We start from the raw sequence: 12,697 nt of genomic DNA on the forward strand, positions 1-12,697 counted from the left end.
ACCGGTAATCTGATGGTCAACGGGAATGCATGTAACGCATCCGTAACACACACGGGGAGGTGAGGCGGTGAGGCTTCACCTGCTGGCGCTGCTGGCCAAGGAGCCTGCCCATGGCTACGAGCTGAAACAGGCGCTCGAACAGACCTTCGGCAGCGCGTACCCGTCGCCCAACATCGGCCAGATCTACGTGACGCTGGGCCGGCTGGAGAAGGACGGCCTCGTCCGAGCCGTGGACGTCGAGCAGTCCAACCGACCCAACAAGAAGGTCTACTACCTCACCGCCAAGGGCCGGGACGTGCTCGACCTGTGGGTGGACGAGCCTACCGAGGGCCCGCGGGTGCGTGACGAGTTCTTCATGAAGCTCGTGCTCGCCCCGATGATCGGCATCGCCGACCGGATGGTGCTGATCAACCGGCAGCGCCGCCACTATCTGTCGCTGATGAAGGACCTCAACGAGCTCCTCGACCGCACCCCGCCAGAGGACAGGGTGGCGACACTGCTCATCGAAGGTGCCATGCTGCACCTCCAGGCCGATCTGGACTGGCTCGAAAGGTGTCAGGAGGACCTCGCATGAGTGACCAGCCCGTGCTCAAGGCGGTCAACCTGGTGAAGATCTACTCCGGCGGCGCGGTGCCGGTGCCCGCGGTGCGCGGGGTGGACCTCCAGGTGGAGCCGGGGGAGTTCGTGGCGATCATGGGCCCGTCGGGCTCGGGCAAGTCCACGCTCGTCCACATGCTCGGCGGCCTCGACGCGCGCACCAGCGGCGAGATCTGGGTCGACGGCCGGCGGGCCGACACGCTCTCGGAGAGCGCCTGGGCGCTGCTGCGCCGCAAGAAGATCGGCTTCGTCTTCCAGTTCTTCAACCTGGTGGCCAGCATGACCGTGGCCGACAACGTCGAGCTGCCCGCTCTGCTGGCCGGCGCCTCGCCCAGGGAGGCCCGCGAGCGCCGCGAGAGCCTCCTCGGCGCGCTCAACCTCACCGACCGCGCCGACGCCGCGCCCACCCAGCTCTCGGGCGGCGAGCAGCAGCGGGTCGCGCTGGCCCGCGCGCTCGCCAACCAGCCCAGCGTGCTGCTGGCCGACGAGCCCACGGGCAACCTCGACAGCCGCAACACCCGCGACGTGCTCCGCCTGCTCGGCCGGGTCCACAAGGAGGGCCAGACGATCGTCATGGTCACCCACGACGCCCGCGTGGCCGCGCTCGCCGACCGGGTGGTCAGCCTGCTCGACGGCGAGATCGTGGACGACGGGCGGCTGGCCAGGCCGCGCCGGCGCACCGTCGGAGAAGTGATCGACCTTCGATGAGCACGGCACTGGCGGGAAGCCGCTGGATCAGGGCGGACCTGCGGGCGCGGAGGGGCCAGGCGACGCTGACCGTGCTCGCCGTGGCCGGCATCGTGGCGGCCCTGATCACCGCGGTGACGCTCCTGGAGGACTCCACCAACCCGTGGCGCGGCCTGTTCGCCCAGACCGAGGGCGCCCACGTCTGGCTCTACACCCGCGACAACACCGCCCAGCTGGCCGGCGTGCAGGCGCTCGACGGGGTGACCGCCACGGCGGGCCCGTACCGCTCGGCCCCCGTCACGGCCATGCAGGAAGGCAGGCGTGAGCCCGCCTCGCTGCGCGCGATGCCCGCGACCCCGCCCCGCGTGGCGCACCCCGCGCTCGTGGAGGGCGGCTGGCTCGACCCGGCGCAGCCCGACGGCGTGGTCGTCGAGCACTCCTTCGCCCGCGACCTGCGCCTGCGGATCGGCGCCCCGTTCACCGTGATCGCGCTCAACGGCCAGCGCCACACCCTCTACGTGCGCGGCATCGCCGACACCGCCGACCAGGGCTTCTATCCCGAGTGGACGCCCGGCCTGGCGTGGGTGCTGCCCGAGGCGCTCGACCGGATCGAGCCGATGCTGGGCCGCAGCGAGTGGGTGACCGGGCTGCGGCTGGCAGACGCCGACGCCGCGCAGGTGGTCTCCCAGCGGGTCGTCGTCATGCTGGACGACCAGTTGCAGCGGCTCTACACCTGGCGTGAGATCAGGGCCGCGATGGAGCTCGACAACCGGCTGCTCGGCACCCTGCTCGCGCTGTTCGGCGTGGTCGGGCTGGTGGCGGCGGCGCTCGCGCTGGCCAACGCGGCCGGCGGGCGGGTGCTGACCCAGCTCCGCGACCTGGCCACGCTCAAGTCCATGGGCTTCACCCGTGGCCAGGTCGCGCTGCTGCTGCTGGTCGAGCACGGCGCTCTCGGCCTGCTCGGGGTCGCGCTCGGCGCGGTCACCGGCTGGGCCGCCACCGTGGCGGCGCTCGGCGCCACCTCCGTCGCGCCGATGCCCGTGCTCACCATCGTCGCGGGCACCGCGCTGGTCGTGCTGGCCGCGGTCGGCGTGCCGGCCTGGCGCGGCGGGCGCACCCCGCCCATCCCGGCTGCCTCCACCCAGCCGCCGGGCGGCCGCCTGTCCCGGCTCGCCAGGCTGGCTCTGCTGGTACGGCTCCCGCCGGCGCTCGTGCTGGGGGCCAGGGACGCCTTCACCCGCCGGGTGCCCGCGTTCCTGACCGTGTTCGGGCTGGCCGTGCCCATGATGATGGTCACGATCGGCCTGGGCGTGTGGGCGACGCTCGACAACTTCGCCCGCAACCCCGACCAGGTCGGCCAGCACGCCGCGCTGCACGTACGGCCCGGCAAGATGGAGACGGACCAGGCCGCCGGGCTGGCCCGCGCCGACCGCGACGTGGCCGCCGTCTATCCGGGCACCGATGTGAACGCGCTGGCCCCCGGCGAGGGCCGCTCGGTCCTGGTCCGGGCCATCGGCGGCTCGGCCTCCGACCGCTACCCGTTCCCTGTCGTCGAGGGCCGCATGTACGCGGAGCCGGGCGAGGCCGTGGCCGGCCAGGGGCTGCTGGACCTGCTCGGGGTGAAGATCGGCGACCGGGTGCGGCTGACCGTGGGCGGCTCGCCGCTGATCGTGCGCATCGTGGGCCGCACCGTCGAGCCCGACCAGGACGGCGAGGTGCTGTCGGTCGGGCTCGACAGCCTGGCGGCCAAGGACTCCGTGCCGCCTGAGTACTACGCGCTCGCCCTGCACCCCGGCGCCGACCGCGACGAGGTGGCGGCGAGGCTGCTGGCCGGGTCGGGGGAGAGCCTGGAGGTGCAGGCCGCGGTCAACCCCGCCGACAGGCTGGCGATGATCCGGGTGGTGATCGTGGCGCTGATCGCCGTGCTCACCCTGCTCGGCCTGGCCAACCTGCTGACCGCCAGCGCGCTCGGGCTGCGCGACCACGACGCCGACCTGGCCGTGCTGAAGGCGATGGGGCTGACGCCCCGCCAGGTGATGGCCACGCTGGTGACCGGCACCGGCCTGCTCGTGGTGCTGGGCGTGGTGGTGGGAGCGGTGGCCGGGGTGTCGGTGGTGACCGGGCTGATCGACCTGCAGGGTCACACCAGCGGGGTGGGCGCCGGGATCGGACGCCCGCCCTCGCCGGTGACACTGGCCACCGCGGTGCTGCTGGCGGTGGGCACGGCCCTCGCGGTGGCGCTCATTCCCGCCCGCCGCGCGGCCCGTGCCCAGGTGCCCGTCACCGCTCGGTGACGGCCTCCCGCCGGAGCGCGAACCAGTAGAAGCCGTGGCCCGGCAGCGTCAGCAGGTAGGGCAGGTCGCCGATCACGGGGAAGTGCACGCCGCCGCGCGCCTCAACCGGCGTCATGCCCGTGAACCGGCGCAGGTCGAGCTCCACCGGCTGGGGGAACTTCGACAGGTTGTTCACACAGAGCATCACGTCGTCGCGCTCCTCGCGCACGTACGTGAGCACGGACGGGTTGGACGACCACATCTCGGTGTACGCGCCGGTGCCGAAGACCGGGTGGTTGCGCCGGATCTGCAGCATCTTGCGGGTGAAGTTCAGCAGGGATCCCTCGTTACGCTGCTGGGACTCCACGTTGATCGCCTGGTAGCCGTAGATCGGGTCCATGACCACCGGCAGGTAGAGCCGCCCGGGGTCGCCGGTGGAGAAGCCCGCGTTGCGGTCGGGACTCCACTGCATCGGCGTGCGCACCGAGTCGCGGTCCTCCAGCCAGATGTTGTCGCCCATGCCGATCTCGTCGCCGTAGTACATGACCGGCGAGCCCGGCAGCGACAGCAGCAGCGCGGTGAACAGCTCGATCCGGTCGCGGTCGTTGTCCAGCAGCGGCGCCAGGCGGCGGCGGATGCCGAGGTAGGCCCGCATCCGCGGGTCCTTGGCATACTCGCTGTGCATGTAGTCGCGCTCTTCCTCGGTGACCGTCTCGAGCGTCAGCTCGTCGTGGTTGCGTAGGAAGATGCCCCACTGCGCGGTGTCCGGCAGCTTGGGGGTACGGGACATGATCTCGGAGATCGGCTCACGGGTCTCCTTCTTCACCGCCATGTAGATGCGGGGCATCAGCGGGAAGTGGAAGGCCATGTGGCACTCGTCGCCGCCGACCGTCGGGTCGCCGAAGTACTCGACGACGTCCTCCGGCCAGCCGTTGGCCTCGGCCAGCAGCACCCGGTCGGGGTAGAGCCGGTCGACCTCGGCGCGGATCTTCTTCAGGTAGGCGTGCGTCTCCGGCAGGCCGGCGCAGGCGGTGCCCTCCCTCTCGAACAGGTACGGCACCGCGTCCAGCCGGAACCCGTCGATGCCCAGGTCGAGCCAGAACCGCAGCACCTCCAGCATGGCCTCCTGAACCGCCGGGTTGTCGTAGTTGAGGTCCGGCTGGTGGTGGAAGAACCGGTGCCAGTAGTACTGCTTGCGCACCGGGTCCCAGGTCCAGTTGGACTCCTCGGCCCCGACGAAGATGATCGGCGCGTCCGGGTAGCCGGTCGGCTCGTCCGACCAGACGTAGAAGTCCCCGTACGGGCCCTCGGGGTCGTGGCGGGACGCCTGGAACCAGGGATGCCGGTCCGAGGTGTGGTTCATCACCAGGTCGGTGATGATCCGCAGGCCGCGCTCGTGCGCGGCCTCGACCAATTGGATGAAGTCGGCCAGATCCCCGAAGTCAGGCAGGATCTTCATGTAGTCGGAGATGTCGTAGCCGCCGTCGCGCAGCGGCGACTCGTAGAGCGGCAACAACCACAGACAGTCGATGCCCAGCCACTCGAGATAGTCGAGCTTCTCGATGAGGCCGCGCAGGTCTCCGGTGCCGTCCCCGTTGGAGTCCTTGAACCCTCGCACGAGGACCTCGTAGAACACCGCCCGTTTGTACCAGGCCGGGTCCTCCGAGATGAAGTTCTCGGCCACCGGCTCCGGTGATGGGGATGCGTTGATCATGTGTCGCTCACAGTAAGAGATGTGGGCAGGACGAAGTCACCGGTTACCCCGGCGTTCATATCTGGTGACCGCGCCGCGTGGAGTCGTCATCCCTGCGAATCCATGCCCTTGACAGGCCCGGATTTGTGATCCGGCGCCCGCTTGTGCGGCGCTTACGGGCCGAACACTACCAGCCCGTTGGCTTTCCGGAACCCGCTTATGCTGTGCGAGATTTAATACCCCTGAGACCTCTCCGTAATCGTGATGTTACGCCGCGTTCTTCTCGCAGTAACTAGAACGGTGCGGACAGGTCAGTCAGATCATTCTCGAAGTCGCTCAGCCACAGCCCGAAGAGAACCAGTCCGCGCACCCAGAACCGGTCGTTCCACCCGTTGAACCGGGTCAGCGCGTCAGGCCCGTCCGCGACCAGCGCGTGCAGCTCGTCCGACAGCAGCCCGGGCACCCGCGTGGCCACCACCCGCAGCATCCGGTGGGAGTACTCGCGCGCCGGGGCGGCCGTGGAGCGCAGCGGCACCCGCCGCAACGGCTGCTTGACCACGTTGGTCGAGGGCAGGGCCGCCACCCGCGGATCGGCGGCGTGCAGCACCTCGCGGTAGAAGCGGCCCCGGTCCTTGCGGGCCACGCCCACCGACAGGGCCGCGTCGAAGAAGTCGGGGTGGATGAACGGCGCCGCGAACGACGCCTCGGGACCCACCAGGTTGACCGCGGAGCGGGCGATGCCGCGCACGGTGCGGGTGTGGAGCACCGACAGCGGCAGCTCGGCCCGGTGACCGTGGAGCATCGAGGTGGCCGAGGCGAACTGCTCGCGCACCGTCTCGGCCGTCCACGCCTCGGCCGCCTCCGACAGGAAGGGCCGCGACGGCGCCCCGAGGCTGAGCGAGCCGAGCACGGCCGCCGACCGCTCGGCCTGACCGGTGGCCTCCAGGGCGGCGCCGCTGACCATGAAGTTCTTCAGCAGCGGCCCGCCGGCCAGGCCGTCGACGAGGATCCGGCCCGACTCGTGTACCTCCTTGGCGAACGGGGCGTACCAGGCGTGGTGCGGCGTCAGGTATTCGAGCCTGCGCGCCACCGCGGCGGCGTCGGCGGGGTAGGCGGCCGGGTCCTGGGCGATCACCCGGTGCGGGATGCCCAGCTCGCGGGTGATCGCCCGGGCGAAGGCGATGTCGGTGTCGGTGCCGTCGTCGGGGCTCGTGGTCCACGACTCCACGTCGAACCCGCGGGCCCTGGCCACGCTGCCCAGCAGCCGCGAGTCGTAGCCGCCGCTGATCGGCACCAGCAGCTTGCGGCCGTCGTAGTCCTTGTAGACCTCGTGCAGCAGCTCCACGATCTCGCCCGCGCTGACCCACGTCTCGTAGGGCTCCTCGCGCAGCCAGCGCGGCAGCCTGCGCTCGGTGGACAGCCGGTCGCCGTCCCACACCAGCGCGCCGGAGCCGGACAGCCGCCTGATCGCCCGGTAGGGCGTCGCCTCGCCCAGCGGGAACGTGACCCGCAGGATCGACGCCCACGCCGACCAGTCGATCTCCAGCGGCACCAGCGCCAGCAGCGGCTGGATCAGGGACGAGAAGTAGACCGCCTCGCCGATCCGGACGTGGTAGACGTCGACCAGCCCGAGCGCGCCGGCGTGCAGCGTCACCCGCGCGCCGTCGCCGATCAGGCCGGGAGTCTCGTACGTCTCCGCGACCGCCATCCAGTCGGAGACCGGCGCCGACCGGTCGGCGCCGGGCCGGCGCTCTCCCCAGGAGAACGCGAACCCCTCGCCGGACCGCTGATAAGGAGGCAGCGGGGCGGAGCTGAACAGCGCCGCCTCGGCCGTCTGAAGGGCGGGCCGCACGCGCGGGCCGGCGGAGCACAGCTTGTCGAGCAGGGCGCCGTCGACCCGGCCGAGACCCCCGCAGACATAGGGCCGCACGATGAACTGCACCGGATCTCATCCCTTCGAGCCGCTTCCCGCAAAAGAGTATCCTTTGCCGGGCTACGAGACGGAGGTCCAGGTGTCCACGGAGCTGGAGAGCACGCGCAAGGCGCTGCGGGAAGCGGTCGCGCAGGCCGAGCACGCGGCCGAGCTGGCCAGGCTGCTGGACGCGGCGCAGAGCAGGCTGGCCGAGGCCGAGCGGCACGCCGAGGAGGCCAAGGCGCTCGCCGAGCGGCTGGCCGCGGCCGAGGAGGCGCTGGAGGCGGAGCGCGCCGCCGCCGACAAGCTCCGCAAGGAGCTGGCCGAGCAGCGCTACCAGGCCGAGGTGGCCAACTGGAAGCTGAAGTCGATCAAGGTGGCGCGGTGGAGCCGGCTCGGCGACGCGATCAAGACCGGCAAGAGCAACCCCGTACGGCTGGCCAAGGAGCTCAAGGGCGCCACCAAGCCGGTCAAACGGCCCATCGCCCCCAAGCGCAAGCCCGTTGCCGCCGGCCGGCAGAAGGACGAGCGGCCCGGCGCCGCCTTCCAGGCCACCGCCTCGACCCGCACGCTCGCGGGTGAGTCGTTCAAGCTCAAGCCGTTCCGGGTGCCGACCGGCCCCAACACCCGTCCCCACATCACCGCCGCGGTGATCGCCGAGCCGCACGCCGAGGCGCTGCTGCGCTACGAGTGGCGGCAGACCACCGGGTTCACGCCGCGCGACTTCGCCCGCGTGCTGCCGCTGGAGGTGCCCCACCTGCTCGTGGTGGAGTCCGTCGCCACCGGGCCTTGGGCCGGGGAGCTGCGCGGCGAGCCGGGCGAGGGGCTCAGGGCGCTGCTGGCCTGGTGCGCCGAGCGCGGCGTCCGCACCGTCTTCTGGCACACCCACGGCGACGTCTCGGCCTACGCCGCCGCCGCCGAGCTGTTCGAGCACCGTTTCACCACCGACCTGACCGTGGGCTGGCCGCGCCTGCAGTTCGGGATCCAGCCCCGGATCCACAACCCGCTCCCGCTGTCCGGCGGGCGCATCGACCGGATGCTGACCCTCGACCAACTGCTCCCCGAGCACCTTTCCTATCCCGACGCGCTCACCTCCTACCGCTGGCCGGCCGGCGTCGACTGCCCGCCCGGCACGCCGATGTGGCGGCTGGCCGAGCTCGCCGCCTGCGGCACCCCGATCGGCCAGGACCCCGACACCCGCCGCGCGCACGTCGCGCTGCGCCGCGCCTACGACAGCGGCACCATGACCGAGCGGATCGACGAGCTGCTCGACAAGGTCGGCCTGCCCGGCGTCCGGGCCACCCTCGACACCTCCGTCCTGCTGGTGGTCCCCGACGGCCGGCTGCTGGAGCACGCGCTGGCCCAGGTCGGCCGCCAGAGCGGGGTGACCCAGCTGGTCGTCTTCGGCCCGCCGCAGGCCGAGCTGCGCGCCCGCGAGGTCCTGCCCGACGCCGAGGTGATCCACCGGCCGCTGCGCCCCGACCTGACGGTGGGCGCCATGCTCGGGCGCGGGCTCGACCTGTGCGAGGCCGACCTGGTCGCGGTCATGGACCCGCGTGACGTCTACGGCTCCCACTACCTGTCCGACCTGCGGCGCGCCTTCCTGTTCACGACCGCCGACCTCGTCGGCAAGGGAGCCTTCTACGCCCACCTGCGCAAGCCGCAGGCCACGCTGCTCAAGCAGCCCGACGCCGAGTACTCCTACCTGCCGGAGATCTCCGGGGCCACCCTGCTCGCCCGCCGCAACGCGCTGCGCGAGCTCGGCTTCGCCGACCTCACCGACGGCTGGGACGAGGTGCTCATGCGCCAGTGCCGCCAGGACGGGATCAAGGTGTTCTCCGCCGACCGGTTCGGCTACGTGCGGGTGCGCGACGAGGACCGCTGGCTGCTGGGCGCGGCCCACCTGGTGGAGTACGGCTCCGCCGAGCCGCACGCCCTGATCTGACCGTGTGCGCGCGGGTCACCGGACCGGTGATCGGGCCGACGGCCGGGGAGGGCCCGTGACGCCCGCGCGGCTGGCGGAGGTGCTCGGCGAGCCGCCGGCGCCCGACGGCACGTGGGAGCGTGAGGCCGTCTACGTCTCGGCGGCCGCGCTGCGGCGCGGCGTGCCGGCCGCCGGGCTGGCCGCGCGCCTGCGCGAGCTCCCCGGCGTCACCGGGGCCGAGGCGCTGCCCAGCGGGTTCGTGCGGGTGGTGGTCGCGGTGCCGGGCGCGCTCCTGGACGACTTCCGGCCTCCCGCCCTGGCCGACCCCGGCTGGCCTGACTTCCCCCGTACGTGGGAGAACCCGGGATTCGTGGTCCGCTACGGGCACGCGCGGGCGGCGGCCGTGCGGCGCTGGGCGCGCGAGCTGGGCGTGCCGCGCGACGGCCGGCCCGAGCTGCTGTCGTCCCCGTACGACCGGGCGGTCCTGCGGGTGCTGGCCGAGCTGCCCGGACGGGCGGCGAGCCGGGACCCCGGCTGGGAGGCGTGGCTGGTGCGGCTCGCGCTGGCCTACCATGACGCGCACGAACGCGCCCCTGCCGTGCCGATGGGCGACGCGGCGCCCGAGCCGGTGCACGCCGCGCGGGTGCGGCTGGCGGCCGCGGTGGAGAGCGTGCTGATCGGACCGGACCGGATCTGAGAAATACCTGCTTTGAAGGCGAAAAAGCGTAAAATCTTCGCCGCCTGGCTGACGTTCGCGTCTCGATAGATGGGCACCGGGCACGGGCAGACGGGCCGTTCCGATAGCCTCGATCGGGTGAGTCGATTCGCCCACCCCGCCGGGGACCGGCACGCCGAGCCGCCCCCCCACGAGCGCCCCCCGCTGGCGCCCGACGACCTCAACCGGATCAACCCCGTGATCTGGCCGCGAACGTCCGGCCGGGCCGATGGCGCGCTCACGATCGGCGGGATGGACGTCCGCGACCTGGCCCGCGAGTACGGCACCCCGCTCTACGTGCTCGACGAGGAGGACGTGCGCTCGCGCATGCGCGACTACGCCACCGCCTTCGCCGGGTCCGAGGTCCACTACGCCGGCAAGGCGTTCCTGTGCAAGGAGATCGTGCGCTGGCTCCATGACGAGGGCCTCGGCCTCGACGTGGCCAGCGGCGGCGAGCTGGCCGTGGCGCTCAGCGTCGGATTCCCCGCCGAGCGCATCACCCTCCACGGCAACAACAAGTCGACGGCCGAGCTGACCCGGGCCCTGGAGGCCGGCGTCGGCCACATCGTCGTCGACTCCTACGACGAGATCGCCCGGCTCGGCTACCTCGCCGCCGAGCTCGGCAAGCGGCCCAAGGTCATGATCAGGGTGACCACCGGCGTCGAGGCGCACACCCACGAGTTCATCGCCACCGCCCACGACGACCAGAAGTTCGGCCTGTCGCTGAGCTCCGGCGCCGCGGCCGAGGCCGTGCGGCGCGTCCTGGAGCTGCCGTCCCTGGAGCTGGTCGGCCTCCACTCCCACATCGGCTCCCAGATCGTCGACACGGCCGGGTTCGAGGTGGCCGCCCGCCGCCTCACCACGCTGCTCGTGCGGATCAAGGACGAGCACGGCGTCGTGCTGCCCGAGCTGGACCTCGGCGGCGGCTATGGCATCGCCTACGTCGACGGCGACGACGCCCCCGACATCAAGGACGTCGCCGACAGCCTGCGCGAGATCGTGCGCAAGGTCTGCCTCGACGCCGGGCTGCCGGTGCCCCGCCTCACCGTCGAGCCGGGCCGCACCATCGTCGGTCCAGGCGGCGTCACCCTCTACGAGGTCGGCACGGTCAAGGACGTCGAAGGGCTGCGCACGTACGTGAGCATCGACGGCGGCATGAGCGACAACGTCCGCACCGCGCTCTACGGCGCCGAGTACACCGTCGTCCTGGCCAGCCGCGAGAGCGACGCCGGGCCGATGCTCAGCCGCGTCGTCGGCAAGCACTGCGAGAGCGGCGACATGATCGTGCGCGACTGCTATCTGCCCGCCGACCTGGTGCCGGGCGACCTGGTGGCGGTCGCCGCCACCGGCGCCTACTGCCGTTCGCTGGCCAACAACTACAACTACCTGCCCAAACCCGCCGTGGTCGCCGTCGCCGGCGGCCGGTCCCGGGTGATCGTGCGGGGCGAGACAGAAGACGACCTGTTGAGGGGGCAGCTGTGAAACCGTTGAAGGTGGCCCTGCTGGGCTGTGGCGTGGTCGGCTCCCAGGTCATCCGGCTCCTGCACGAGCAGCGCGACGACCTGGCCGCCCGCGTCGGCGCCCCGCTGGAGCTGGCCGGCGTCGCCGTGCGCCGGCTCGGCCGCAAACGCGACGTCGAGGTCGACCCCGGCCTGCTCACCACCGACGCCGAGTCGCTCGTCACCCGCGATGACGTCGACATCGTCGTCGAGGTGATCGGCGGCATCGAGCCCGCCCGCTCCCTCATCACCGCCGCGCTCAACCGCGGCAAGTCGGTCGTCACCGCCAACAAGGCGCTGCTGGCCGAGGACGGCGCGAGCCTGTACGAGGCCGCCAGGTCCGGCAGCGGCGACCTCTACTTCGAGGCCAGCGTGGCCGGCGCGATCCCGCTGCTGCGGCCGTTGCGGGAGTCGCTGGCCGGCGACCGCGTCAACCGCGTGCTCGGCATCGTCAACGGCACCACCAACTACATCCTCGACAAGATGGACTCGACCGGCGCGTCCTTCACCGACGCGCTGGAGGAGGCCCAGACCCTCGGCTACGCGGAGGCCGACCCCACCGCCGACGTCGAGGGCTTCGACGCCGCCGCCAAGGCCGCCATCCTGGCGGGTCTCGCCTTCCACAGCCGGGTCACCGCCGACCAGGTCCACCGCGAGGGCATCACGGAGATCACCGCCACCGACGTGGCCTCGGCGAAGGCCATGGGCTACGTCATCAAGCTGCTGGCCATCTGCGCCCGCTCCGACGACGGCCGCTCCGTCGGCGTCCGCGTCCACCCGGCCATGATCCCCAGGTCCCATCCGCTGGCCGGGGTGCGCGAGGCCTACAACGCGGTCTTCGTCGAGGCGGAGTCCGCCGGGCAGCTCATGTTCTACGGCAAGGGCGCGGGCGGCGCCCCCACGGCCTCTGCCGTGCTCGGCGACCTGGTGGCCGTCGGCCGCAACCGCCTGGCCGGGACCCGCGGCCCGGAGGAGTCCACCTACGCGTCGCTGCGGGTGCATCCCATGGGCGAGACCGTCACGCGCTGCCACGTCGCCCTGGACGTCGCCGACAAGCCGGGTGTCCTGGCCCGGGTGGCGGAGCTGTTCGCCAAGCACGACGTGTCCATCCAGACGGTGCGCCAGGAGGGGCACGGCGACGACGCCCAGCTCGTCATCGTCACCCACCGCGCCAGCGACGCGGCACTCTCGGCGACGATGGAGGGGCTGCGCGAGCTCGACATCGTCCGGGCCATCGCCAGCGTCATGCGCGTCGAGGGCGACGAGTAGCCGCACAGGCGTCGTTTCCGTCCCGTGATCGGCGGATGCTGATCACGGGACGATTTCGGACACCGCCGGGGTGGCTCTTAAGGGCACTGTGCGTAAAAGATGCTGAATGTGCGCTGTGACCTATCTGC

The 12,697-nt window shown here is 72.0% G+C and carries 9 protein-coding genes; 7 read left to right on the plus strand and 2 right to left on the minus strand.

What is annotated here, in order from left to right; all coding sequences use genetic code 11:
* The first annotated feature begins 67 nt into the window (after nt 1–67).
* Genes ACQEUU_RS10375 through ACQEUU_RS10385 form a run of 3 tightly spaced genes read left to right on the plus strand, consistent with a single transcriptional unit; the run spans nt 68 to nt 3,578 of the window.
* Nucleotides 68–574 carry a PadR family transcriptional regulator gene (locus ACQEUU_RS10375; protein ID WP_433063502.1) on the plus strand — a complete coding sequence of 169 codons (507 nt, stop codon included), beginning with the start codon at nt 68–70 and terminating at the stop codon, nt 572–574.
* Nucleotides 571–1,305: an ABC transporter ATP-binding protein gene (locus ACQEUU_RS10380; RefSeq protein WP_433063505.1), complete on the plus strand. Its 735-nt coding sequence runs from the start codon at nt 571–573 to the stop codon at nt 1,303–1,305. Before ACQEUU_RS10375 ends, ACQEUU_RS10380 begins: the two co-directional genes overlap by 4 nt.
* The gene (locus tag ACQEUU_RS10385; RefSeq protein WP_433063508.1) at nt 1,302–3,578 is read left to right on the plus strand and encodes an FtsX-like permease family protein; all 2,277 of its coding nucleotides are present in this window, start codon (nt 1,302–1,304) and stop codon (nt 3,576–3,578) included. The genes ACQEUU_RS10380 and ACQEUU_RS10385 overlap by 4 nt, the downstream gene beginning before the upstream one ends.
* Here ACQEUU_RS10385 and treS read toward each other — a convergent pair.
* Both treS and ACQEUU_RS10395 read right to left on the minus strand, forming a co-directional pair.
* Nucleotides 3,565–5,271, minus strand: a complete 1,707-nt coding sequence (treS, locus tag ACQEUU_RS10390; protein ID WP_433063511.1) for a maltose alpha-D-glucosyltransferase — start codon at nt 5,269–5,271, stop codon at nt 3,565–3,567. The two genes, ACQEUU_RS10385 and treS, sit on opposite strands and share 14 nt — an antisense overlap.
* 271 nt (nt 5,272–5,542) lie before the next feature.
* The gene (locus ACQEUU_RS10395; protein ID WP_433063514.1) at nt 5,543–7,192 is read right to left on the minus strand and encodes an asparagine synthetase B family protein; all 1,650 of its coding nucleotides are present in this window, start codon (nt 7,190–7,192) and stop codon (nt 5,543–5,545) included.
* 43 nt (nt 7,193–7,235) lie between these two features.
* On the opposite strand from ACQEUU_RS10395, the gene ACQEUU_RS10400 reads away from it, so the two are divergent.
* From ACQEUU_RS10400 to ACQEUU_RS10415, 4 genes are all read left to right on the plus strand, one after another.
* The gene (locus ACQEUU_RS10400) at nt 7,236–9,107 is read left to right on the plus strand and encodes a hypothetical protein (protein ID WP_433063517.1); all 1,872 of its coding nucleotides are present in this window, start codon (nt 7,236–7,238) and stop codon (nt 9,105–9,107) included.
* A gap of 55 nt (nt 9,108–9,162) precedes the next feature.
* Complete coding sequence (locus tag ACQEUU_RS10405; RefSeq protein ID WP_433063520.1) at nt 9,163–9,783, plus strand: anticodon-binding protein; 621 nt, start codon at nt 9,163–9,165, stop codon at nt 9,781–9,783.
* A 117-nt stretch (nt 9,784–9,900) separates the two neighbouring features.
* Nucleotides 9,901–11,283 (plus strand): diaminopimelate decarboxylase, encoded by a 1,383-nt coding sequence (gene lysA, locus ACQEUU_RS10410; protein ID WP_433063522.1) that lies wholly within the window; start codon nt 9,901–9,903, stop codon nt 11,281–11,283.
* Nucleotides 11,280–12,569: a homoserine dehydrogenase gene (locus tag ACQEUU_RS10415; RefSeq protein WP_433063525.1), complete on the plus strand. Its 1,290-nt coding sequence runs from the start codon at nt 11,280–11,282 to the stop codon at nt 12,567–12,569. Before lysA ends, ACQEUU_RS10415 begins: the two co-directional genes overlap by 4 nt.
* Nucleotides 12,570–12,697: the final 128 nt, after the last annotated feature.

The organism is Nonomuraea sp. CA-218870, assembly GCF_050936535.1.
GTDB lineage: Bacteria > Actinomycetota > Actinomycetes > Streptosporangiales > Streptosporangiaceae > Nonomuraea > Nonomuraea corallina.

Bases quoted from the DNA above. Each gene is read 5' to 3' on its own strand.
- ACQEUU_RS10380 (WP_433063505.1), top strand. From the start codon at position 571: ATGAGTGACCAGCCCGTGCTCAAGGCGGTCAACCTGGTGAAGATCTAC.
- ACQEUU_RS10385 (WP_433063508.1), top strand. From the start codon at position 1,302: ATGAGCACGGCACTGGCGGGAAGCCGCTGGATCAGGGCGGACCTGCGG.
- treS (WP_433063511.1), bottom strand. From the start codon at position 5,271: ATGATCAACGCATCCCCATCACCGGAGCCGGTGGCCGAGAACTTCATC.